Source organism: Mesorhizobium muleiense (assembly GCF_900099905.1).
Taxonomy (GTDB): Bacteria; Pseudomonadota; Alphaproteobacteria; order Rhizobiales; family Rhizobiaceae; genus Mesorhizobium; species Mesorhizobium muleiense.
Window position 1 is genome coordinate 33,864 of sequence record NZ_FNEE01000030.1, and the last position, 22,971, is coordinate 56,834.

Below are 22,971 nucleotides of genomic sequence, written 5' to 3' on the forward strand. Positions count from 1 at the left end.
GCAGCAGGTCAGTTTACGAGACAGCATTTCTTCGCTTTCTTGCCGCTTCCACAGGGACACGGATCATTCCGTCCGACATGGCGCCAAGGGTTTGTGACCGGCGCTGTCAGGCTCTTCAGTTCGTCGAGCCAAGTTTGTTCCGGCAAGGGCGATTGCAAATCTTCCTCGCCAAAATACTCAAGGTGGCTGGTCCATTCCAACGCTTCAAGCACATCGTCGATATAGCCGAGACCGGCGCGCCTGAATCGGTCCTCGATATCGTTCGGGCTTTGCTCGGCTGCCAGGAGTTCGTCTTCGAAATCAATGCCCAATGGGACGCGGCCGTCGTCCGACGCGCCATTGTTCCGTCTGTTCGTCGAACCGAACGAGCGCAACGGGCTGCTCACCGTCTGCCGACTGATGGTGGACAAGATCACCACGATCCCAAAGTCCAAGATCGGCGCAAATATCGGGCGGTTAGACGACGCGGACATCCTGCGCCTCAATCAGGCCGTTATCATTTTCCTCGGCTTGGCCGTGTCGCCGAGACTGAAGCCGTGACGGTGAGGATGACAGAGTCCACGGAGCCGTCGAGCCTCGGCTGTAATACTGCGAAATCGATCATTTTCAGCCTTCGGCAGCAGGCTCTCACACCGGTGCCGCAATCAGCACCTGCTTCGTCTCACAGCCGCGATCGCGGCCTCCTGCTGCTGCAATTGCTCGATTTTCGCGTTCTGGCGGACTGTGACGGTTGTGGCGACACGCCGGGCTCCCCATAGCCAGTTCGGAATGTTGGTTTTCGCGACTTTGCCCCGGATGATTGCTGTCGCCGAAAGCTCCTTGGCGACTTCACCCATGGCCACGTTGAGTTCGACGCAACTCATCCTGTCGTATTTCGCGGCATCAAAGGATGCATGGAAGGGCGATGCGCAACCTCCGACAAACACGATGCTGCATATCAGGGATATGGCTGGCGAGATGGCTTTCATTTTATCAAGCAGATTTGACGCCGGACGGGCGAATAAGGCATGTGAAGCTCTACAACACTCTGCCCTGGGCGTCATTCCCTATTCAACCTCGAAGAATTTCGAGAGAGCCGCTGCGGTCTGGTGAGGGTGCTCTTCTGGAAAGAAGTGCCCGCCCGGAACGGGACCTCCTTCAACTCTGTCGGCCCATTTCCTCCAGATAGCCAGCGGTCCGCCTTCCTCCGCATACCAGGTCTCCAGGCCGCCCTGGCTACTCCACAGTGCCAGGAGCGGACACTTGATGCGACGACCGTTTATCTGGTCCAGCGCGTCATGCTCACGATCGATCGTGGCAGCGGCCCGATACTCTTCGCAAATCGCATGAATATGAACGGGATCGCGAAGCGCCTTGACATAGGCCTCCCTGATCGTTGCAGAGAACATTTCTGCCGGCGATCCCCACTGCACAATCGCATTGTCGACGATGGCATCGGGCGCCGCGCCGATCAGTCGCTCCGGCAGCGGTTCCGGTTGCGCAAGCAGGCTCCAGGGCCAGAAGCCGAGAGCCAGTCTGGCATCCGCCCTGTCCCACGCGGCGGCGGTCGGGATGACGTCGAGGATCGCGACCCTGGATATCTCATCGGGGTGATCGAGCGCCAGGCGATAGGCGACCCGCCCGCCGCGATCGTGTCCGGAAACCATGAACTGCCCAAATCCCAACTGCTGCATGACTTGAACCATGTCTGCGGCCATGGCGCGTTTGGCGTATGGGCTATGCTCGGCAGAGGAGACCGGGCAGCCGCTTTGCCCATAGCCGCGAAGATCGGCGGCGACGACTGTGAAGCGGGGCGCCAGGGCCGCGGCAATGTCCCTCCACATCAGATGCGTTTCGGGAAAACCATGAAGCAGCAGCAGCGGCGGACCGGTTCCGCCGACCCTTGCGAAAATGGTCGTGTCGTCCAGATGCAAGCTGGTGGCCCTGAAACCTGCAAACACCGTTTTTCTCCTCGGTGTGCCTCAGGCGACAACGCACAAGGTAGCAGAAGGATCACGGTCGGCTGCGTTGCCTGAATTTGTGGCGGTCCTGGAATTCTCCTCAATTGCCAGGTACGGAAGCTGCGGCCACTGATATTTCGATCGGCGCACCCCATATAGCGCCAGAGTGTCGCTTGAGGATTTGCCATGATGATTTCGCGTTCGAGCCGGTTTGCCGTTCTGTTTGCAGGACTGTTCCTGGCGTTTTCCATGGTCACGGCCGATTACGCCGAGGCGCGGCGTGGCGGCAGCTTCGGCAGCCGCGGCACGCGCACGTTCCAGTCGGTTCCGCCGACCAGGACGGCGCCACAGCCGGCCGCGCCGGTCGAGCGCTCGATGACGCCCAACACCGCAACGAACAATGCGGCGCGCCAGACACCGGCAGCCCAACGACCAGGAATGTTCAGCGGCCTCGGCGGTTCGATGATGCGTGGCCTGCTGCTCGGCGGTCTGATCGGACTTCTTTTGGGCCAGGGGTTCGGCGGCTTGGCTGGCATGTTGGGCCTGCTGCTGCAAGGATTGCTGATCGGCGGCGCGATCATGCTGATCATCCGCTTTTTCCGGTCGCAATCGGCACGCAACCAGGCGCCTGCCATGGCCGGCGTTCCCCAGGGCATGGGCAATTTTGGGCGAAACGCGGCAGCCCAGCGCGAGGCGGACAACGTCACATCTTTCCCCATTCCAGGCATCGGGTCTGGCTTTGGCCGGACGGCTCCAGCCAACGATCAAATTACGATGACGCCGGCCGATCTCGATACATTCCAGCAGCGGTTGACCGAAGTTCAGGAAGCGTTCGGGCGTGAAGACCATGCTGGCTTGCGCCGGCTGGCGACCCCCGAGATGGTGTCGTACCTGTCCGAAGAACTTGCCGACAATGCCAAAAACGGCATCAGGAACGAGGTGTCGAACGTCAGCCTGCTGGAGGCCGATATTGCGGAGAGCTGGCGGGAAGACGATCGCGAATACGCGACGGCTGCCCTGCGCTACGAGTCTCTTGACGTGATGCGCGATCGCGCCAGCGGCAAGATCGTCGCCGGCGAAGCCGATCGGCCGACGGAAACGACCGAACTGTGGACCTTCACGCGCCAGAACGGCGGCGACTGGAAGCTCGCGGCGATACAGCAACCCTGACTGATACGCTGCAGCCTGGGCGGTTCACGTCCGCTGGCGATGGCTTCAGTGGCAGGAACGTCGAAGCCCGCGGCATCGATAGTCAGTCGCGATGGCGCAGCGCATCGACCAGGGCAACGAAAGCAGGCGAGGATTGCCGGCGGCTCGGATAATAGAGATGGTAGCCATCCCAATAGGGCAACCAACCTTCCAGGACCCGCGCCAGCCGCCCTTTGGCGATGTGGGGAAGGGCCATTTCTTCCGGAACATAGCCGAGGCCGCGGCCGGCCAGCGCGGCGTCCAGGACATGAAAGATGTTGTTGAAGACGAGCTGCCCATCGACGCGAATCTTGATCTCGCGGCCGTTCTCCTCGAACTCCCACACATAAAGAGCCCCGGACGATGGAAAACGGTAGTTGATGCAATTGTGCTGCACGAGGTCCTGCGGCTTCTCCGGCGCGGGATGCTCGGCAAAGTAGGATTCTTCGCCGACGACCGCGAAGCGGAAATCCGGTCCGATGCGCGCGGAGATCATGTCTTTCGCCAGCTGCTCGCCCATGCGAATCCCGGCGTCAAAGCGCTCCGTCACGATGTCGGTGAGGCCGTTGTCGAGCAGGAGTTCGACCTTGATGTCGGGATATTTCGGCAGAAAGCGTTTCAGCTTGGGCCAAAGGATGCTGCTTATTGCATAGTCAGGCGCCGACAGCCGGATGGTTCCGGCGGGCTTTTCCCTCAGTTCGTTCAGGGCATCGACCTCGATTTCGATCTGGTCAAAGTGCGGCCCAATCCGCTGCAAAAGCCTCTCTCCCGCCTCCGTGGGGGCCACCGCGCGGGTCGTGCGTGTGAGCAGGCGAACGCCAAGGCGCGCTTCGAGCTGGCGGATGGTGTGGCTTAGCGCCGATTGCGATATGCCGAACCGGGCTGCGGCGCGCGTAAAACTACGCTCCCGAGCAACAGCCAGGAACGCGAGCAGATCATTGACATTCTGCCGCGACACTCATGAATCCTTGTAATAGCCAGAGCTCGATTATACCGGATAAATCGAAGGCGAACACACTTCATTGAGCGGCAGCTGCGCTCGCCCCCCGGCGACGAACTACGAGCGGATTGCGCAGGTTTCAGTCGGCGCGTTCAACGCGGATGGTGACCGGACCGGGACGATCGAAGATCGAGACATCGCCAGTGACCTGCCCGAGCCTGATGATGCCAGGCGCCGGGAGGCGACCGCTCCGATAGTAGATCACGAAATGATCGGAACTCCACAGCCCAAGCGTGCCGACGGAGAAGTCGCGCTGCCGCGCCAGCTCGGGCAACGCGGAAGGCAGATTGCCGGTCTTTTCCTGGCGCAGATGATCGGACATCTCGATCGTGAGCGGCAGCATCTGCGCCAGAGATCTTGCGGCCTCGTTATCGGCGAGATCGGCTGTGACCTCGCCCCAATCCGAAGAAATGCGAATGCGTTCTTGAGCCATGGCAGATCCAGCCGCTGCGAGTGCGATAACAGCGGAACTCAGCATTAGTTTCAGCATTCCGTGGTACCTCCCGATCTATGCTGATGGAGCCTGTTCCGTCCGGTACAGGCTCCATCGCGCCGCTCACGCGGAGAGGTGCTGATTGAAGAAGCTTGTCAGCTTGTCGAACGGGATCAGGTCGACGCGATCGTAGAGGTCGACGTGCCCGGCGCCGGAAACCCAAACAAGCTCCTTCGGCTCGGCCGCTCGCTGGTAGGCATCCTCGCTGAACTCGCGGGAATGAGCCTGATCGCCGGCGATGAACAGCATCGGGCGCGGCGAGATCGTCTCGATGTCGTTGAACGGGTAGAAATTCATGAACTTGACATTGCTGGTCAGCGTCGGATGCGTGGTGATCTGCGGGTTTGCGCTGGCGGGCGTGAATTCACCCCGCGGCGTGCGGTAGAAGTCATAGAACTCCCGCTGGATCGGATGGGTGTCGGCGGTCAGCTCATGCACCGTGCCGCTGGTATATTCGACCTCGCCGCCTTCAAACTCTGCCCAGCGCCGCTCGGCAGCTGCAGCAATGGCCTGCTTGCGCTGCTCGACGCTCAGTGAATGGTTAAGCGCGTTGCGGTTGGCGGCCCCCATGTCGTACATGCTGACGGTCGCGACGGCGCGCATCCGCGGGTCGATCTTGGCGGCGCTGATGACGAAGCTGCCGCTGCCGCAGACGCCGATCGCACCGATGCGGTTTCTGTCGACGAATGGCCGTGTGCCCAGGAAATCGACCGCGGCGCTAAACGCTTCGGCGTAGACATCCGGCGAAACGATCTGGCGGGCCCCGCCCTCGCTTTCGCCCCAGAACGGCAGGTCTATGGACATGGCGACGAAGCCCTGTTCGGCCATCTTGGTGGCATAAAGATTCGCGCTCTGCTCCTTCACCGCACCCATCGGATGCCCGACGACGAGCGCCGGATGGCGCGCATTGCGGTCGAGCTTGTTGGGAATGAACAGATTGCCCGCAACGTTCATCTCGTATTGGCTCTTGAAGGCGATCTTTTCCAGCGTCACCTTATCGCTGGTGTAGAAGTTGTTGGCGCCGTTTGACATGTCTTGAGCCTTTGCGACGGGGATGCTGAACAGCGACGCCGCACCGAGCGCAGCAACGCCGGCACCGGTCAGCTTGAGGAGATCACGCCGGCCAAAGTCGACACTGGACTGCGCCGTGCTCTCGATTCCGATCTGCTTGTTCATGCCTGTCTCCTTTGATCGTCCTGAACTGTCGCAGGGCTGCCGGGCCATGCTCATTTCCTCGGCATGCGCGACAGTGTTGCGAATGTGTGAAATAGAATAGCGACGACGCCGGCGATCGATTAGACGGCAAAATCCGCATGTCGTTATGAGGATGATTCATCAATCGAATAGCGCAGGCTCGTCCCGAAGGTGAACAGATTCGTCCGCCTCCGGCCGCATCTGCATGCACAGGAAGAAGATCGTCACCGTGCCCGCCGATCAAAGGTTCGGCGTCAACGAGTTCGACGATGGCATTTGGCCCTTGAGCCTCATGCCCTATGATCTTGGATACTTCGACCTGAAACAGAGGACATTGCCCATCCCGCATTCTTGGCGCAGCCTGGATGCTCGCACCTATGGTGTATAATGCCGGGGCGCGTGACGGGCTCCATTGCATCCGGAAGGCAGATCAGTTCGTCACTCATGCTATGATCCTTCCTTCTGAGCAGGAGGTGGACTAGCCACCTCTGCGAACGGTGCGGAAAGCACGAGTTCATGCATGCCGAGACGCAAAACCAACCGCTCGGGAACGGCAGGGCATTCGGGTTAGGCGGCTTGCCGAAAGGTTCGAATCCTGTCGGGTGCAGCATTGCCGCAGTTCGCTTGCCGACAACTATTCCTGCTGGAATTGACAGGGCCAATCTTCAGGCCTCGTCAAGCCAGAAGGCAACTCGGTCCGGGCGTCTCCGCAAGCCATGTTGAGCTGCCACTGGGACAGACCCGCCGAATTGGAAAGGTCGACGCCCTCGACACGGGTCAGAAAGAAAAAGGCGCGGTCAAAGTCTATCGACGCGGTGAACGTCGCTCCTCGGAAGTCCGCCCGTGCGAGATTGGCAAACGAGAAGCGGCTGCCGCTGATATCGGCGCCATGGAACTGCGCACGCCCCAATTCTGCCTTTGTGAAATCAACGTTGGTCAGATTGGCGTCCTGGAAATTCGAGCGCTGCAATTCCGCGCTCGCAAACACAGCGCCCTGCGCGTCCATACGGCTGAAGTCGGTCCTGTAGGCCTCGATTCTGTCGAACCGGGCGCCTTTGGCGGTGGAGTCGGCCAGGGAAGCACGCACAAGCGTTGCCTTCTCAAGATTTGCCGCAAGGAGATTGCTGTTCCTGAGGTCGGTCGAAGTGAAATCAACACCGAACAGGTTCGCCCCGCTCAGGTCCTGTCCTTCTAGGATGAGAAGCTTCTTGCCACACTCGTGCCAATTGACGCCAGGCGTCGCGGCTGCGTGGCAATTGTGAGCAGCAGTGGCGTTCTGCCAAGCAAACACAGTGCAAATCGCTAGAACCAAGCCGGATGCGGCGTAAGCTCTGGTTCGCCTCAAAGTCATGGTTGCTGGACCTCTGCTACTCGCCGACACTCAACCTGACCACATCTGCTGACACTCGAGAGTGCTCCTCGTCTACACCACCGTCAACCCGGGAGCAGAGGACCTGGCGACGGTCGCCGCAGATGCGCAGCGGACGTCAACAATGGGAAGCCTGCTCGGGTGCTGACCGCCACCGCCGGCGTCCGCCGCCGACAAGCGTGAATCCGCTTGGGTCCGCACCGATCGGTACTTCCCGACGGCGAGGTTGACCCTGCACGGGGTGCTAGTCGCGTATCCTGATTCCGCTGTCGCTACCCCACGACTTCGCTTAGCGAGGCCGAAGTTGATCTCTGCCATCTACCAGGTCGAAGCATGAACCCCGCATATTTGTGTCGTAAGCTGACGTGCCGCGAATACGGCGTTTTCGGTAGGCGGGCTTTATGGCGGGCGCGCAACCTATTCTTTGATTTTTATCAATGTAAACAATGTCGTATGGCGGAGAGGGAGGGATTCGAACCCCCGATGGGCTTGCACCCATGCCGCATTTCGAGTGCGGTGCATTCGACCACTCTGCCACCTCTCCGCGGTCATGGTCCGCCGTTGCCGGCGCGGCGCACTAGATAACGGCTGGACGGACAGGTTACAAGGGCCAATCTGCCTGATATCAGGCTTCCCTCCGGGCCGTATTGGTCGTTGTTCGCTACCTCCGCCGCCTGTGCCAACGGCACCGTCTTGCTTTCAGCCGTTTGCCTTGACTCGCGCTGCACCTTCGGCTAGGGACGGCGCGCAATCGGCGTGGAGGGCTCTTCCGCGCCGCTTGCTTTTTGAACCCGCAGACTGACAAAAAGACGGCCGAACCGCTGAAGCGGTTCGTCAAGGCCGACCGAACAGCGAAAGGCAAAAAATGTTCGCAGTCATCAAAACGGGCGGCAAGCAGTATCGCGTCGCCGCCAACGATCTCCTGAAGATCGAAAAAGTCGAAGGCCAGGTCGGCGACATCGTCGAGATCGGCCACGTGCTCGCGCATGGCGAGGGCGAGAATGTCACGTTCGGCGCGCCGTTCGTCGACGGCGCCTTGGTCACCGCCGAAGTCGTCGAACAGGGCAAGAACCGCACCGTCATCGCTTTCAAGAAGCGCCGCCGGCAGAATTCGCGCCGCAAGATCGGCCATCGCCAGTTGTTGACCACCGTGCGGATCGCCGAGATCCTGCTGGGCGGCGCCAAGCCGACGAAGAAGGCCGCGGCCAAGGCCGAAGCGAAGGCCGAGGCGAAGGCTGAAGCTGCGCCGAAGACCGAAGCGAAGCCAGAGGATGCGCCGAAGAAGGAAGCCAAGGCAACTGAAACCGCCGCCGCGCCGTTGTTCAAAGCGCCGAAGGGCGAGCCGGACGATCTGACCGTGATCAAGGGCATCGGCCCGGTTGCGGCCGGCCAGTTGAACGAGCAGGGCATCACGACCTTCGCCCAGATCGCCAAGCTGTCGGACAAGGATATCGCCAAGATCGACGAGCATACGCCGTTCAGCGCCGACCAGATCACGGACTGGCGCGAGCAGGCCAAAGATTTGGCGAAGAAGTAAAGCGGGCCGGCGCGATCGTCGCCGGTTCGGACTTGAAACGGAACGCGAACGCGTTCATAAGACCCTTTAAGCGCCTAGCGGCGCATCGGAGTTAGTTAGATGGCACACAAGAAAGCTGGCGGTTCGTCGCGCAATGGTCGCGACTCCCATTCCAAGCGGCTCGGCGTGAAAAAATTCGGCGGCGAAGCCGTGATTCCGGGCAACATCATTATTCGTCAGCGCGGCACGACGTGGCATCCCGGCACCAATGTCGGCATTGGCACGGATCACACGCTGTTTGCGCTCGAAGCTGGCGCAGTCACCTTCAATAAAAAAGCCAATGGCCGAACCTACGTATCGGTGAACCCGATGACCAAGGCCGCGGAGTAGCCGGTTCCGCACGAGAACACCGGCACCCATCTCGGGAACCGGTGTCTGGCCAAGCCAGGAAATGGATCAGGGGAGATGGGTTTCCATCTCCCCTTTTTCTTGCCTGGAGGACTGACATGGTTGCCGAAGCGGATGACACAGACGGTGAAAGTTACGCGATAGATTGTCCGGTCCTGGTGACCGAGCGGCTGGTGCTGCGGGCGCCGCGCGAAAGTGACATCGAGCAACTGGTGGTGCTCGCCGACAATCGCCACGTCGCCGAAATGCTGGCCCGCATGCCGCACCCCTATGGCGAGGCCGAGGCACGCGCCTTCCTCGCGATGACGGCATCGCGCCGGTCCGGCATTGCCTATGCCTTGACCTTGGCCGGCACCGAAACCTTCGTCGGATGCGCCGGCCTCAACACCACCGATCGCGGGCTGGAGCTCGGCTACTGGATCGGCGAACCCTACTGGAAGCGCGGCTATGCGACGGAGGCCGCGCATGCGCTGGTCGACCTCGCCTTCCAGAAGACGGCGATCCAGGTGCTGCATGCCTCGACGCGGGTGATCAATCCGGCCTCGCGCCGGGTCATCCACAAATGCGGCTTCCAGTATGCCGGCCAGGGCATGCTGAACTCGATCGTTGCCGGCCAGGTGCCGGTCGAGCGTTACCGCCTCGATCGCAGGACCTGGACCAGCCTGCGGAACTGGGTCCATTTCTAGGCATGTCGATCTTCAGGTGAGGCCGGCCTGCGAATGGTGGCTTCCTGCGCTTCCGGTGCTCACGTACTTAAGTACGCTCCGCTCCGGTTCTCGGAAGCCACCACTCTCGGCGCGGCCTGACCTGATTTTCAACACGCCTAGGCGCGAAGATTGCGGATCGAATTTGGGTTCAAACCATCTCGACCCAGACCGGCAGGTGGTCCGAACCGACTGCCTGCCGGTCGACCCACAGGCGCTTCTGCGATTTGGCCAGCGAGGCGCTGGTGAAGACATAGTCGATGCGCTTGTGGCGGCTGGCGTCGTCAGGCCGCTTGGGGTCGACCCAGGTGACGAGATCGGCGCCTGCGGCGGCAAGGCGCAGGGCGGCATCGACGGCAAGATCCGCGGTTACCGGCATGCCGAATTCGTGGTCCAGGCGGCCGGCGAATTCGACATATTCCGGCGATCCGGCCAGCATGTTGAAGTCGCCCATGACGACGAAGCCTTCGGGACAAGGCAGGTCCGGCAGGCCGACCTCGGCGACGCCCGACAGCGCGCCGCCCTCGATCGCATAGTTCAACAGGCGCCGGCGCAGAAACCGGATCTGGCTGGCGCGTTCGACCGGGCTGCGATGGTCGAGATGGGTGGAATAGAAGCGGATAAAACCAAGCGGCGTCTCGATCAGCGCCTCCAGCGCGCCGCGCTGGAAATTCATCACTTCGAAACTGCGGCTGCGGGGCAAGAGGAGATTGCGCGACAGATGAACGGGGGTTTTCGACAGCACCATGTTGCCGAGCTGGAAGGTGGTGGTGATGGCACGGCCGTTTTCCAGACGCGAGCCGACATTGGCCTCGAAATTGCTGCCGTAGACGGCGAAATATTCGGGCAGCGCCTCGCCAAGCTCGGCCACCATGTCGCGGCCGCCATTGCTGGGGTTGTTGCGCGAGACCTCCTGCAGCGCGATCACGTCGGCGCCGCGCACGGCATCGGCAATGCGGCCGACATCGTAGCGTCCGTCAAGACCGACGCCGTAGTGGATGTTGTAGGTTACAAGCTGCATTGCGACTCCGGCGATGTTCAGACTCGGGCCATGTTGATAATCAGCCTCGCCCTTCGCCCCGCCTTGGTTTAGAGCAGTGCCAAACGTTAGAGCAATGCCGCAAGGCCACTAGCAGAAACTCAGCAATACGATGAAATTTCTCGATCAAGCCAAGGTCTATGTCCGCTCCGGCGATGGTGGCGCCGGATCGGTGTCGTTCCGGCGCGAAAAGTTCATCGAATTCGGCGGCCCCGACGGCGGCGACGGCGGCCGCGGCGGCGACGTCTGGGTGGAGGCGGTCGATGGGCTGAACACGCTGATCGATTATCGCTACCAGCAGCATTTCAAGGCCAAGACCGGCACGCACGGCATGGGCCGCAACATGACCGGCGCCAAGGGCGCCGACGTGACGCTGAAAGTGCCGGCGGGAACGCAGGTCTTTGCCGAGGACAACGAGACGCTGATCTGCGACCTGACCGTCGTCGGCCAACGCTTCCTGCTGGCCAAGGGCGGCAATGGCGGCTTTGGCAACCAGCATTTCAAGACCTCGACCAACCAGGCGCCGCGCCGCGCCAATCCGGGTCAGCCGGGCGAAGAGCTCAACATCTGGCTCCGGCTCAAACTGATCGCCGATGCCGGCCTGGTCGGCCTGCCCAATGCCGGCAAGTCGACTTTCCTCGCCGCCGTCACCGCAGCCAAGCCGAAGATCGCCGATTATCCCTTCACCACGCTGCATCCGGGCCTCGGTGTGGCCCGCATCGACGGGCGCGAGTTCGTCATCGCCGACGTTCCCGGCCTGATCGAAGGCGCGCATGAAGGCGTCGGCATCGGTGACCGTTTCCTCGGACATGTCGAACGCACGCGCGTCCTTCTGCACCTCGTCTCGGCGCAGGAAGAAAATCCGGGGAAGGCCTACAAGACCGTGCGCGCCGAACTCGACGCCTATGGCCATGGACTGGTCGAGAAGGTCGAGATCGTGGCACTTTCCCAGGTCGACACGCTCGATGCCGACGCACGCAAGAAGAAGGTCGCTTCGCTGAAACGCGCCGCCGGCCGCGCGCCGATGCTTTTGTCCGCCGTCACCGGCGAAGGCGTCGAAGCCGTTCTGCGCGCGCTGATGACGGTCGTCGCCGAGGCGCGCGACGCTGTCGCCGCTCCGGTCGAGACGCGCTGGAGATAGCGATGGCCGCGCAGTCGCTGAAAAAATACCGGCGCATCACCGTCAAGATCGGCTCGGCGCTGCTTGTCGACCGCACGGCGGGGCTGAAGCGCGACTGGCTGGCCTCGCTTGCCGACGACATTTCAGTGCTGGCCGAGAATGGCGCCGAGATCCTCGTCGTGTCGTCCGGCGCCATCGCGCTTGGCCGCACCATTTTAGGCCTCGGCAAGCGGGCGCTGAAGCTCGAGGAAAGCCAGGCGGCGGCGGCGGTCGGGCAGATTGCGTTGGCCGGCGCCTGGTCGGATGCGCTCGGCAAGGGCGGCCTGAAATCGGGCCAGATCCTGCTGACGCTCGGCGACACCGAAGAGCGCCGCCGTTATCTCAATGCGCGCGCGACGATCTCGACGCTGCTCAAGATGAAGGCGGTGCCGGTCATCAACGAGAACGATACGGTGGCGACCTCCGAAATCCGCTATGGCGACAATGACCGGCTGGCGGCGCGGGTGGCGACGATGATGGGCGCGGACCTTTTGGTGCTGCTCTCCGACATTGACGGCCTCTACACGGCGCCGCCGGCGCGAGACCAGCATGCCAGGTTCGTCGCTGTGGTCGACCGCATCACGCCTGACATCGAGGCGATGGCGGGTGCGGCCGCTTCGGAGTTTTCACGCGGCGGCATGCGCACCAAGCTCGACGCCGGCAAGATCGCCACCGCCGCCGGCACTGCCATGATCATCACATCAGGCACGCGGCTGTCGCCGCTGCTGGCGATCGAGCGTGGCGAGCGGGCGACGTTCTTCCGGCCGAGCGCCAATCCGGTCAAGGGCTACAAGACATGGATCGCCGGGCAGCTCGAACCGGCAGGCCGGCTGACAGTCGATGCCGGCGCCATCGGCGCGCTGCTGTCGGGCAAGTCGCTGCTGCCGGCCGGCGTCAAGCTGGTCAGCGGCAATTTCTCGCGCGGCGACACGGTGGCGATCCTGTCGCCCGAAGGCCGCGAGATCGCGCGCGGACTGGTTGCCTACGATGCCGCCGATGCCGTAAGGATCGCTGGCTTGAAAACAGCCGAGATCGAAACGGTGCTCGGCTATGAAGCGCGATCGGCGATGATCCACCGCGACGACCTTGTGGTGAGCCATTCCAGTGACCAAGTAGGGGCCAGTGACCAAGTACAGGCCGGCGACCAAGCGGTCGGTGACGAGGTGCGTAGCGGAGGATGAGCCATGCTGAAGCTGCATGAAAAATCCCGGGACGATACGGTGGCGCTGATGGCCGATATCGGCCGCCGCGCCCGCGCTGCCGCCCGACCGCTGGCCGTCGCCACAGCCGAGCGCAAGCACGCCGCGTTGATCGGTATGGCGCAGGCGATCCTTCGTCACGAGCAGGATATTCTCGACGCCAACGCCATCGACATCAAAAATGGCGAGCAGTCGGGGCTTTCGCCTTCTTTCATGGACCGGCTGAAGCTTGATCCCGGCCGCATCCGTGCCATGGCCGACGGCATCAGTGAAATCGCCGGGCTGCGCGATCCGGTCGGCGATGTCATTGCCGCATGGGACCGGCCGAACGGCCTGCATATCGAGCGCGTGCGCACGCCGCTCGGCGTTGTCGGCGTCATCTACGAAAGCCGGCCGAACGTGACCGCCGATGCCGGCGCGCTGTGCCTCAAGGCTGGCAATCCGGTTATCCTGCGCGGCGGCTCGGATTCGCTCAACTCCTCGGCGGCGATCCATGCCTGCCTGGTCGAAGGGCTGAAGGCGGCCAAGCTGCCGCAGGATGCCATCCAGCTGGTGCCGACCGCCGACCGCGCCGCCGTCGGCGAGATGCTGAAAGGGCTTTCCGGCAACATCGACGTCATCATTCCGCGCGGCGGCAAGAACCTGGTCGAACGCGTCCAGAACGAAGCGCGGGTGCCCGTCTTTGCTCATCTCGAAGGCATCTGTCATCTCTACATCGACGGCTCGGCTGATCTCGACATGGCCGCCAGGATCGCGGTCAACGCCAAGATGCGGCGCACCGGCGTCTGCGGCGCGGCCGAGACGCTGCTGGTCGACCGCGCTGTTGCCGCCACTCATCTGGTGCCGATCCTCGGGGCGTTGCGCGCGGCAGGGTGCGAAATCCATGCCGACGCCGAGGTGCTGAAAGTGTTTGCCGACGCTAAAGCGGCGACCGACGCCGACTGGGTGAGCGAATATCTCGATGCCATCATCGCAGTAAAACTGGTCGATGGCGTTGCCGGTGCGATCGAGCACATCGAGACTTTTTCCTCGCACCACACCGAGGCGATCGTCGCCGAGGATGCGGAGGCCGTCGAACGGTTCTTCAACGAGATCGATTCGGCGATCCTTCTGCACAATGCCTCGACGCAATTTGCCGATGGCGGCGAATTCGGCATGGGCGCCGAGATCGGCATCGCCACCGGCAAGATGCATGCGCGCGGCCCGGTCGGTGTCGAGCAACTGACCTCGTTCAAGTACCGCGTGCGCGGGACGGGACAGGTGAGGCCTTGAGCTTATTCGCGGTTAGAGCCTGACAGGCGTGCGCCCAGCCACCCCCCTCTGTCCTGCCCGGTGCCTGACACATGCTATCCCCGTCCGAACAACCCGTCCCCTCTCGCTACCTTCATATGCCGCATGCCGAAAAGGGCCTGGCCGTCGGACTGTTCGGCGGCTCGTTCAATCCTGCCCATGCCGGCCATGCGCTGGTCGCCGAGATCGCGCTCAGGCGCCTGGCGCTCGATCAGTTGTGGTGGATGGTGACGCCGGGCAATCCGCTCAAGAGCGCGCGGGAACTGGCGCCGCTGGCCGAGCGGCTGCGCCTGTCCGAGCAGATTGCCCGGAACCCGAAGGTCAAGGTCACCGCCTTCGAGGCGAGCCATTATGTCCGCTTCACCGCCGACACGCTGGCCCTGGTCAAGGCGCGCAACCCGGGCGTCGACTTCGTCTGGATCATGGGCGCCGATTCGCTGCGCGATTTTCATCGCTGGCAGCGCTGGCGCCAGATCGTGATGACGTTTCCGATCGCGGTGATCGATCGCCCTGGCGCGACGCTGTCGTTCCTGTCGTCGGTTGTCGCCAAGACCTTCGACTACGCGCGTGTCGACGAGGGCGACGCGCCGCGGCTCGCCCGCATGAAGGCGCCGGCCTGGACCTTCATCCACGGCCCACGCTCGTCGCTGTCGTCGACCGCGATCCGCAAGATGGTGCAGGGATAGGATGAGCGCTGGTCTTCCCTTCTCCCCCTGTGGGCCCTGTAGGGGAGTAGGGGAGTAGGGGAGTAAGGGAGTAGGGCAGTATGTTATGCTGCTCGCCGACCCAGCCATTTTTTTCTTTTCCCTACTCCCATACTGCCCTATTCCCCTACTCCCCTGTCGGGCGATGTCGCATTTGCGGCTGCCTTTCCTCGGTCCGTGAGCGATCCTGCGCGGGCATGGCGATTCTCGAGCGAAACCAGACCAGACGCGACCCGGCGCAGGGCAGCCCGCCGGCCCCGGCGATCGCCATCGCCAGCGTCGTCCTGTCGATGGCGCTGGTAGCGGTCGGCAACGGACTGATGTTCGCCTATATCCCGGTCCGGCTCGGCGCCGAAGGCTTCGATCCGACCTGGGCCGGGCTGATCGTCACCGGCCTCTCGGCCGGCGGCCTGGCAGGCTGCATCCTGACCGGTCCGCTGGTACGACGCGTCGGCCATGCGCGCGCATTCATGGTGCTGTCGGCTTTGATCGTGCTGTCGAACGCCGCCGTCGGGGCCGGACCGCACCCGCTGTCGTGGATCGCGGCACGCGCGCTCTACGGCTTTGCCATATGCGGCCTGTTCATCGTTGCGCAAAGCTGGCTGAACGACGTCATCGCCAACGCCATACGCGGCAGGGTCATGGCCTTCTTCTACGTCGCCTATGTTGCCGGGCTCGGTGTCGGCTACTCCACACTGGCGCTGATCGACATACGGGCTGCGGACGCGCCGCTGGTCGGCATCGCCTTCACCGCGCTGTCGATCCTCCCCGTCGGGTTGACGCGCCTCGCCCAGCCGCCGCCGCCGCAGGCGGCGTCGGTGGCGCTTGGCCGGGCCTGGCGGATTTCGCCGGTCGGCGTCGCCGGCATGCTTGCCGTCGGCGGCCTGTCGATGACGATTTCAGGCTTTGCGCCGATCCATGCCACGGCCAAGGGCTACAGCCAGGCCGATGTGGCACTGCTGCTGTCGGCGATGCCGATCGGCACATTGATCCTGCAGGTCCCGCTCGGATGGATTTCCGACCGCACCGACCGCCGCTTTGTGCTGGTAGCCGCTTCGGCGCTTGCCATGGTGGCGGGCCTGTTTGCGCTGGGCTTCGATGGTGGTGCGCTGGCGGCGCTGGTCGTCATCTATGTGGTCTGGGCCGGCGCATCGGAATCGATCTATTCGCTGGCCAGCGCACATGCCGCCGACCGCGCCGGCAAGGACGACATGGTGGCGCTGTCCAGTTCACTGCTGTTCGCGTGGTCGCTGTCCGGCTTCATCGTGCCCGGCATCGTGACCGGGCTTTCCGCCGTCTACGGAACCCAGGCCTTCATCCATGTGGCCGTCGTCATTGCCACCGTTTTTTGCCTGTTCGTGCTGTGGCGCGTGGTGGCGATGTCGCCTGTTCCCGCCGCCGAGACCGGCAATTTCGCGCCGATGAGCGCGCAGGCACCGCTGCCCCTCGATCTTGCCTTTCCGTCCGAAGAGCAGCGCCGCGCGGATAAATAGCTATGCCGGGAATCGATCGTCTCACTGTCTGGTGACGGCTTCCTGCCGCGGTGCTTCCGGTGGTGGCGCGGGTATAGAAATGCCTTCGCTGTCGAAGGCCTGCTTGGCGCGTTTGGTGAGATCGATCTGGGTCGCGAAGAAATCGGCAGCCGAGGTCCAGTAGCGCAAGGTTATGGCGACGTTGCTGTCGCTGACGGTCGCCACAAAGGCAATCGGCGCCGGCTCCCGCCTGACGCGTCGCTCGTCGGCGGCGACGCCCAGCATGGTCTTTTGAGCGAGATCGATATCGTTCCACGAGCCGATGGTCAGGGTGATATCGGCGCGGCGGACGCCGTTGCGTGTAAAATTGCGGACGGGCTGGTTCCACAGCGTCGAATTGGGAGCGACCACGTAAACGCCTTCGACCGTTCTCAGCGTGGTGGCGAACAGCCCGATTTCCTCGATGGTCCCGGAAATGACCCCGACCTCGACATATTCGCCGATGCGGAATGGCCGCAGCGCCAGCAGCATGATGCCGGCGGCAATGTTCTGCAGCGTGCCCTGCAGCGCCAGGCCGATGGCCAGGCCGATGGCGCCAATGGCGGCAATGATCGAGGTCGTCTGGACGCCGAACTGGCCGAGCACCATGACGACGACGAGGATCAGTATGGCGTAGCGGACGATCCGCGAGAAGAAGTGGCGCAGCGTCGTGTCGAAGCCATGGATATGGCCGAGGCCGGCGTAGATCGAGCGCTGGGCAAGGCCGGCGACGATATAGCCGAGGACCAGCAGGATGACGGCGCCTATGGCCGAGAACGAGTACGAGACGATCAGAGCGCTGAGCTGCGCAAGGCCGGACTGCACGGTGAGGAGAGCGTTCTGAGGGTCGACAGGCATGAGGGGGATCCGAATGGTCAATGCGCCGATAACCCTCGCCAGGCGGCAAGAGTTCCGATTTTTCTTCAACTGCGGAACCGGAAGAACGGTTCTTCGTTGGCTACGGTAGGGTTGCCGTCTTGAAACTGCAACGCAACTCTGCCTATCTAAGGGTGTCACCTGCTTTGAAGGGTGATTTGGTTGTTCTTGCTGCGAAAGGAAATACACTGAGAACAGCACTTTGGAAGAAGGCCGACATCGTGCCTTCGCCGGCCGGGATCAGCGTAAACGACGCCGTGTCCCGCGCCATCAAGACAGTCCTTGCCAGTCTGGAAGACTCCAAGGCCGAAAACATCGTCTCAATCGACATTCAGGGAAAATCGAGCCTCGGTGACTATATGGTCATCGCGTCCGGCCGATCGCACCGTCATGTCTCGGCTGTCGCCGATCATCTCCTCAAGGCGCTCAAGGATGCCGGGCTCGGCACGGCGCGCGTCGAGGGACTGGCCGGCGCCGACTGGGTCCTGATCGATTCGGGCGACATCATCGTCCATGTCTTCCGCCCCGAAGTCCGCGACTTCTACAATCTTGAAAAGATGTGGCAGGCGCCGGACCTCGAGGAAGAGACCCTCCACTGAGCCGTATCGGTTGATGCATGTCGTTTACCAAAACCGGTGACCACTTTTGGTGACATGCATTAGCGGCTCTTCGAGGCAGGGATGAAAATCACCGTTCATGCCGTGGGCCGGATGAAAGCCGGCCCCGAGAAGTTGCTCGCCGACCGATATTTCGAGCGCTTCGCCAAGAGCGGGCCGGCCGTGGGGCTCGAATTCTCAGGGGTCGTCGAGATCCCGGAGGGCCGCGCCCAGACCGCCAACGAGCGTCGCCGCGACGAGGGCCAGAAACTGCAGGCGCAGTTGCAGCCTGGTGCCGCGCTGATGCTGCTCGACGAACGCGGCAAGAGTTTTTCCTCCGAGGATTTCGCCGGGCGCATCGGCCTGCTGCGTGATAGCGGCCGCAAGGCGCTGGTCATCGCCATCGGCGGCGCCGACGGTCACGACCAGTCGCTGCGCGATCAGGCCGACCTGATGGTGTCGTTCGGTGCGCCGACATGGCCGCACCAACTGGTCCGTGTCATGTTGGGCGAGCAGCTTTACCGGGCGGCCACAATCCTGTCCGGTCATCCCTATCACCGCTCGTGAGCCGTTGCAGGTTCAACCGAAACCGGTGGATTGGCGTCAGCCGCCCGGATTTTCGCCTCAATGCGTCACGAGGCTGTTTTTCGGTCAGCGGGCTCTCGAACATGGTTGATTGTTCGTTAACGAAGCCACGCATAGAGTCGGGCTTCAATGGCTGAAGGTTGGAAATCGCGATCGGGCTTTTGGCGCGCAGGCTGCGGCTTGGCAGCGGCGGTGCTTATGCTGTCGCTCGGTGCCGCGCGGGCGCAGAGCAGGCTCGACATGGCGCCCGACCCGGACCAGAGCCGCGCCGAATACGAACGGATATCGCAGGAGATCACGCTGTCGTCGGAGCGGCTGGCCAGGCTCGCCGCCGACATGGCGACGGTCAAGAAGGACCATGCCTCGATCACCGCGGCGCTGATCCAGTCGGCGATGACCGAGCAGAAGCTCGGCCAGGACATCGAGGACATCGGTGCCAAGCTGGAAGGGCTGAAGGGCGACGAGCAGAAAATCCGTGCCTCACTGGCTGCCAGACGCGACGTTCTGGCCGAGGTGCTGGCCGCGCTGCAGCGCATGGGGCTCAATCCGCCGCCGGCCATCCTGGTCAAGCCGGAGGACGCGCTGTCGTCGGTGCGCAGCGCCATCCTGCTCGGCGCCGTAGTGCCGGAACTGCGCCAGCAGACCGAGATATTGCTGGCGGAACTCAAGGAGCAGTCACGGGTGACGGCCTCGATCGAGGCGGAGCGGGCGCGGCTGACGGCGGCAGTCGCCGAGCAGACGGCGGAAAAGAAGCGGCTCGGCATGCTGCTCGAAGCCAAGCAGAAGCTCGAGGCCGAGACGCAAACGGCCCTGGCGGCGGAAAAGCAGCGATCCGCGGCACTGGCGGCCAAGGCCGGCAGCCTGAAGGAACTGATCGCCTCGCTCGAGGCCGACAAGGCCCGCAAGACTGCGGACGCGGCGAAGGCAGCCGAGCAGAAGGCCGCCGAACAGAAAGCCGCGGAGCAGAAAGCCGCGGAGCAGAAGGCAGCGGGTGCCGACAAGGCCCCGGCACTGGGGGCTCCGGCGCAGACGGCTCCGGCACAGAAGGCCCCGGAACAGACGGAACTGGCGGCCCTGCCGGTGCCGGAAGCCAACCGGCTCACCGCCGCTGCGCCGTTTTCGGCGCTTCAGGGGCAGATCGCTTTGCCGGTCACCGGCAAGATCAAGCGGCGGTTCGGGGCCAGCGACGGTAACGGCGCAGTGATGCTCGGTGACATGGTTGCGACACAATCGGGAGCCATCGTCACCGCGCCGGCGGACGGAAATGTACTTTATGCGGGACCTTTTCGCTCTTATGGCCAACTCTTGATCCTGAACGCAGGTGACGGCTATCATGTCGTTCTCGCGGGGATGAGCAGAATCAGCGTCGCGTCTGGCCAGTCGGTGCTCGCAGGAGAGCCGGTCGGCGCGATGGGAGAGGCCCGGGTGGCGAGCACCTCGGCATCGAAGAATGGAAATGCCACGCCGGAACTCTATGTTGAGTTCCGCAAGGATGGAAAACCCGTCGATCCGACCCCATGGTGGGCGGACCGTTTGTCTGGAAGGACGTGAGATGATGCGGAAACTGTCGCTTCTGTTTGCCGGTGCGCTGATGGGCGCATCAGCGATGAGCCTGGTCTATGGCGCGCCCGGCTCGACGGCGAACGCTGCGGGCTCCGAGACCTATAAGCAACTGGCGATCTTCGGTGATATTTTCGAGCGGGTGCGGGCGCAATATGTGACGCCGCCCGACGACAAGTCGCTGGTCGAAAACGCCATCAACGGCATGCTTACCTCGCTCGACCCGCACTCCTCCTATATGAACGCCGAAGAGGCGCAGGACATGCGCGTGCAGACCAAGGGCGAGTTCGGCGGCCTCGGCATCGAGGTCACCATGGAGAACGACCTGGTCAAGGTGATCACGCCGATCGACGATACGCCGGCTGCCAAGGCGGGCGTGCTTGCCGGCGACTATATTGCCAAGATCGACGGCGAGGAGGTTCGCGGCCTGAGCCTCAACGATGCGGTCGAGAAGATGCGCGGGCTGGTCAACACGCCGATCAAGCTCACCATCCTGCGCCAGGGCGCCGACAAGCCGATCGAACTGACGGTGGTGCGCGACATCATCAAGGTCAAGGCGGTCAAGTTCCGGGTCGAGAACGACATCGGCTACATCAAGATCACCTCCTTCACCGAAAAGACCCATGATGATCTCGAGAGCGCCATCGAAACCATCGAGAAGCAGGTGCCGAAGGAAAAGCTAAAGGGCTACGTGCTCGATCTGCGCCTCAATCCGGGCGGGCTGCTCGATCAGGCGGTGAGCGTGTCCGACGCCTTCCTCAACCGTGGCGAGATCGTCTCGACGCGCGGCCGCGATCCGAAGGACGTCACCCGCTTCGACGCGCGGCCGGGCGACGATATCGACGGCAAGCCGCTGGTCGTGCTCGTCAATGGCGGCTCGGCCAGTGCGTCCGAAATCGTCGCCGGCGCGCTGCAGGATTTGCGCCGCGCCACGGTCGTCGGCACGCAGTCGTTCGGCAAGGGTTCGGTGCAGACCATCGTCCCGCTCGGCGAGAACGGCGCGCTGCGCCTGACGACGGCGCTCTATTACACGCCGTCCGGCAAGTCGATCCAGGGCAAGGGTATCACGCCCGACATCAAGGTCGACCAGCCGTTGCCGCCGGACCTGCAGGGCAGGGACCTGACGCGCGGCGAGTCGGACCTCAAGGGCCACATCAAGGGCAGCGAGGAGGGCGATGCCGGTTCAGGCTCGGCAGCCTATGTGCCGCCGGAGCCGAAGGACGATCTGCAGCTCATCTTCGCCCAGCAGTTGCTGCGCGGCGAGAAGACCGATCCGGCGTTCCCGCCGAATCCGGACAAGGCTGTGCTGAACCAGTAAAAGTCGATCAGCCGGACAACAGGTCTGGCTGCCTGATCGAAGCGATGTAATGCTGCCGGGGCCGCAAGGCCTCGGCAGTTTGATTCGGGGACCGCGGCTGGGGATGCGGCTTGGCTGACATCGGTAGTGACATCGAACGCCCACTCGGGCAGGCCGCCCGGCCGCCGCGCGCGGCCCGCAGGATCAGCGCTGGCGTGGTCGCGGCCACTGTCGTGGTGCTGGCCGTGATCGGCGTCTCCGGGGCGATTGCGCTGCGTGAAAGGCCGTTTCGAAACCCGGAAGAAGTCGCCGTTTCGACGCCGAAGGCGACAGCCGTGGTCGAACCCGCAGCGCCGATCACTGAACCGGCGCCGAGGGCCGAAGCAGCGTCCAAGGCGAGCATACCCAAGACGGGCGGGTCCAAGGCAAGCGGATCCAAGACGGGCGGGCCGCAGATCATCCACATGCAGGCCGAAGCGGGCGACGGTCCGCCCGGGGCCATCGTCATCCACGACCCTTCGACGACCGGCCAGAACCTGAGGATCGCGCATATTCCCGACAGGGCGCTGGTCGAGTCTGGCGAAACCGGTTCATTGCCGGTTCGTGCTGCCGACGGCAGGCGGCCGTTCGATGTCTATGCGCGACCGTGGTCCGGTGCGCGCGGTGCGCGCGTGGCGATCGTCATCGGCGGGCTTGCCGTGTCACAGACCGGCACGCAGGCGGCCATCGCCAAGTTGCCGGCCGAAGTGACGCTGGGCTTCGCGCCGCAGGGCAACAGCATCGGCCGCTGGATGCAGGCGGCGCGGCAGAGCGGCCATGAGATCGTCATGCAGGTGCCGCTCGAACCGTTCGATTATCCGAATGTCAATCCCGGCCGCAACACGCTGACGGTCGTGGCGACACCCGACGAGAATTTGGAGAATTTGCGCTGGGCGCTGTCGCGGACGACCAATTACACCGGGGTCATGAACTATATGGGCGCGCGTTTTTCGGCCGATGCGGCGGCGATGGGGCCACTGATGGCCGAGCTTGGCAGGCGCGGCCTGGCCTATGTCGACGACGGTTCGTCGGCACGCAGCCTGGCGCCCGAACTGGCGTTGAAGAACGGTGTGCCGTTCGCCGCCGGCGACACGTCGATCGACGCCGTGCGCGACCGCGGCGCCATATTGAAGAAGCTGGACGAACTGGAAGCAACCGCGCGGGCGAAAGGCTTTGCCGTCGGCATCGGCTCGGCCTTCGACCTGACGGTCGACACCGTGTCGTCCTGGGTGATCGAGGCCAAGAAGCGCGGCATCGAGATCGTGCCGATTTCGGCAGTGGCGGTGGATCCGGAAAAAGGTTGA

Annotated in this window: 24 protein-coding genes and 1 tRNA gene; 15 read left to right on the forward strand and 10 right to left on the reverse strand. The window is 63.2% G+C overall.

Annotated elements, in window-relative coordinates; translation table 11 throughout:
• Nucleotides 1-8: 8 nt before the first annotated feature.
• On the reverse strand, nt 9-311 hold the full coding sequence (locus tag BLT09_RS34715) for an SEC-C metal-binding domain-containing protein (protein ID WP_236473479.1): 303 nt from the start codon (nt 309-311) through the stop codon (nt 9-11).
• Between BLT09_RS34715 and BLT09_RS30265 the strand changes: the two genes are divergently transcribed.
• On the forward strand, nt 304-540 hold the full coding sequence (locus BLT09_RS30265; protein ID WP_091600177.1) for a type II toxin-antitoxin system PemK/MazF family toxin: 237 nt from the start codon (nt 304-306) through the stop codon (nt 538-540). The two genes, BLT09_RS34715 and BLT09_RS30265, sit on opposite strands and share 8 nt — an antisense overlap.
• A 104-nt stretch (nt 541-644) precedes the next feature.
• Here the strand turns inward: BLT09_RS30265 and BLT09_RS30270 are convergent, their stop codons facing one another.
• Nucleotides 645-968, reverse strand: a complete 324-nt coding sequence (locus BLT09_RS30270) for a hypothetical protein (protein ID WP_091600179.1) — start codon at nt 966-968, stop codon at nt 645-647.
• A 78-nt stretch (nt 969-1,046) separates the two neighbouring features.
• Nucleotides 1,047-1,940: an alpha/beta fold hydrolase gene (locus BLT09_RS30275; protein ID WP_091600181.1), complete on the reverse strand. Its 894-nt coding sequence runs from the start codon at nt 1,938-1,940 to the stop codon at nt 1,047-1,049.
• A 189-nt stretch (nt 1,941-2,129) separates the two neighbouring features.
• Between BLT09_RS30275 and BLT09_RS30280 the strand changes: the two genes are divergently transcribed.
• Nucleotides 2,130-3,110, forward strand: a complete 981-nt coding sequence (locus BLT09_RS30280) for a Tim44 domain-containing protein (protein ID WP_091600224.1) — start codon at nt 2,130-2,132, stop codon at nt 3,108-3,110.
• Nucleotides 3,111-3,192: 82 nt separating this feature from the next.
• Here the strand turns inward: BLT09_RS30280 and BLT09_RS30285 are convergent, their stop codons facing one another.
• From BLT09_RS30285 to BLT09_RS30310, 5 genes are all read right to left on the reverse strand, one after another.
• Nucleotides 3,193-4,086: a LysR family transcriptional regulator gene (locus tag BLT09_RS30285; RefSeq protein WP_091600183.1), complete on the reverse strand. Its 894-nt coding sequence runs from the start codon at nt 4,084-4,086 to the stop codon at nt 3,193-3,195.
• 121 nt (nt 4,087-4,207) lie between these two features.
• Nucleotides 4,208-4,561 (reverse strand): cyclophilin-like fold protein, encoded by a 354-nt coding sequence (locus BLT09_RS30290; protein WP_236473477.1) that lies wholly within the window; start codon nt 4,559-4,561, stop codon nt 4,208-4,210.
• 123 nt (nt 4,562-4,684) lie between these two features.
• The gene (locus BLT09_RS30295) at nt 4,685-5,797 is read right to left on the reverse strand and encodes an alpha/beta hydrolase (RefSeq protein WP_091600225.1); all 1,113 of its coding nucleotides are present in this window, start codon (nt 5,795-5,797) and stop codon (nt 4,685-4,687) included.
• A 652-nt stretch (nt 5,798-6,449) separates the two neighbouring features.
• The gene (locus BLT09_RS30305; protein ID WP_091600187.1) at nt 6,450-7,166 is read right to left on the reverse strand and encodes a pentapeptide repeat-containing protein; all 717 of its coding nucleotides are present in this window, start codon (nt 7,164-7,166) and stop codon (nt 6,450-6,452) included.
• Between the two features lie 472 nt (nt 7,167-7,638).
• A tRNA-Ser gene (locus tag BLT09_RS30310) sits at nt 7,639-7,728 on the reverse strand.
• Nucleotides 7,729-8,049: 321 nt separating this feature from the next.
• Here BLT09_RS30310 and BLT09_RS30315 point away from each other — a divergent pair.
• The 3 genes from BLT09_RS30315 to BLT09_RS30325 all read left to right on the forward strand — a co-directional run bounded on the left by BLT09_RS30315 (nt 8,050) and on the right by BLT09_RS30325 (nt 9,794).
• Complete coding sequence (locus BLT09_RS30315; RefSeq protein ID WP_091600189.1) at nt 8,050-8,721, forward strand: 50S ribosomal protein L21; 672 nt, start codon at nt 8,050-8,052, stop codon at nt 8,719-8,721.
• Between the two features lie 99 nt (nt 8,722-8,820).
• Nucleotides 8,821-9,090, forward strand: coding sequence for a 50S ribosomal protein L27 (rpmA, locus tag BLT09_RS30320; protein WP_023678077.1), 270 nt, complete (start codon nt 8,821-8,823; stop codon nt 9,088-9,090).
• A 116-nt stretch (nt 9,091-9,206) separates the two neighbouring features.
• Nucleotides 9,207-9,794, forward strand: a complete 588-nt coding sequence (locus tag BLT09_RS30325) for a GNAT family N-acetyltransferase (protein ID WP_091600191.1) — start codon at nt 9,207-9,209, stop codon at nt 9,792-9,794.
• A 169-nt stretch (nt 9,795-9,963) separates the two neighbouring features.
• On the opposite strand, the gene BLT09_RS30330 is transcribed toward BLT09_RS30325, so the two are convergent.
• On the reverse strand, nt 9,964-10,833 hold the full coding sequence (locus BLT09_RS30330) for an endonuclease/exonuclease/phosphatase family protein (RefSeq protein ID WP_091600193.1): 870 nt from the start codon (nt 10,831-10,833) through the stop codon (nt 9,964-9,966).
• A gap of 130 nt (nt 10,834-10,963) precedes the next feature.
• Here BLT09_RS30330 and obgE point away from each other — a divergent pair, with 130 nt between their 5' ends.
• The 5 genes from obgE to BLT09_RS30355 all read left to right on the forward strand — a co-directional run bounded on the left by obgE (nt 10,964) and on the right by BLT09_RS30355 (nt 16,696).
• Nucleotides 10,964-11,992: a GTPase ObgE gene (gene obgE / locus BLT09_RS30335; RefSeq protein ID WP_091600195.1), complete on the forward strand. Its 1,029-nt coding sequence runs from the start codon at nt 10,964-10,966 to the stop codon at nt 11,990-11,992.
• 2 nt (nt 11,993-11,994) lie between these two features.
• Entirely contained in the window at nt 11,995-13,191 is a 1,197-nt protein-coding gene (gene proB, locus BLT09_RS30340) for a glutamate 5-kinase (RefSeq protein WP_091600197.1), read from the forward strand.
• 3 nt (nt 13,192-13,194) lie between these two features.
• A complete protein-coding gene (locus BLT09_RS30345) occupies nt 13,195-14,481 on the forward strand; it encodes a glutamate-5-semialdehyde dehydrogenase (RefSeq protein ID WP_091600199.1) in 1,287 nt (428 codons plus the stop codon).
• 116 nt (nt 14,482-14,597) lie between these two features.
• Nucleotides 14,598-15,185: a nicotinate-nucleotide adenylyltransferase gene (locus tag BLT09_RS30350; protein WP_091600201.1), complete on the forward strand. Its 588-nt coding sequence runs from the start codon at nt 14,598-14,600 to the stop codon at nt 15,183-15,185.
• 215 nt (nt 15,186-15,400) lie between these two features.
• On the forward strand, nt 15,401-16,696 hold the full coding sequence (locus BLT09_RS30355; RefSeq protein WP_091600202.1) for an MFS transporter: 1,296 nt from the start codon (nt 15,401-15,403) through the stop codon (nt 16,694-16,696).
• Between the two features lie 21 nt (nt 16,697-16,717).
• Here BLT09_RS30355 and BLT09_RS30360 read toward each other — a convergent pair whose 3' ends face one another.
• On the reverse strand, nt 16,718-17,572 hold the full coding sequence (locus BLT09_RS30360; protein ID WP_091600204.1) for a mechanosensitive ion channel family protein: 855 nt from the start codon (nt 17,570-17,572) through the stop codon (nt 16,718-16,720).
• 239 nt (nt 17,573-17,811) lie between these two features.
• Between BLT09_RS30360 and rsfS the strand changes: the two genes are divergently transcribed.
• The 5 genes from rsfS to BLT09_RS30385 all read left to right on the forward strand — a co-directional run bounded on the left by rsfS (nt 17,812) and on the right by BLT09_RS30385 (nt 22,971).
• Nucleotides 17,812-18,189 carry a ribosome silencing factor gene (gene rsfS, locus BLT09_RS30365; protein ID WP_023800052.1) on the forward strand — a complete coding sequence of 126 codons (378 nt, stop codon included), beginning with the start codon at nt 17,812-17,814 and terminating at the stop codon, nt 18,187-18,189.
• Nucleotides 18,190-18,270: 81 nt separating this feature from the next.
• Nucleotides 18,271-18,753, forward strand: coding sequence for a 23S rRNA (pseudouridine(1915)-N(3))-methyltransferase RlmH (gene rlmH / locus BLT09_RS30370; RefSeq protein WP_091600206.1), 483 nt, complete (start codon nt 18,271-18,273; stop codon nt 18,751-18,753).
• A gap of 147 nt (nt 18,754-18,900) precedes the next feature.
• Nucleotides 18,901-20,322, forward strand: a complete 1,422-nt coding sequence (locus BLT09_RS30375; protein ID WP_091600208.1) for a murein hydrolase activator EnvC family protein — start codon at nt 18,901-18,903, stop codon at nt 20,320-20,322.
• Nucleotide 20,323: 1 nt separating this feature from the next.
• The gene (locus tag BLT09_RS30380) at nt 20,324-21,649 is read left to right on the forward strand and encodes a S41 family peptidase (protein WP_023800050.1); all 1,326 of its coding nucleotides are present in this window, start codon (nt 20,324-20,326) and stop codon (nt 21,647-21,649) included.
• 110 nt (nt 21,650-21,759) lie between these two features.
• The gene (locus BLT09_RS30385; protein WP_091600210.1) at nt 21,760-22,971 is read left to right on the forward strand and encodes a divergent polysaccharide deacetylase family protein; all 1,212 of its coding nucleotides are present in this window, start codon (nt 21,760-21,762) and stop codon (nt 22,969-22,971) included.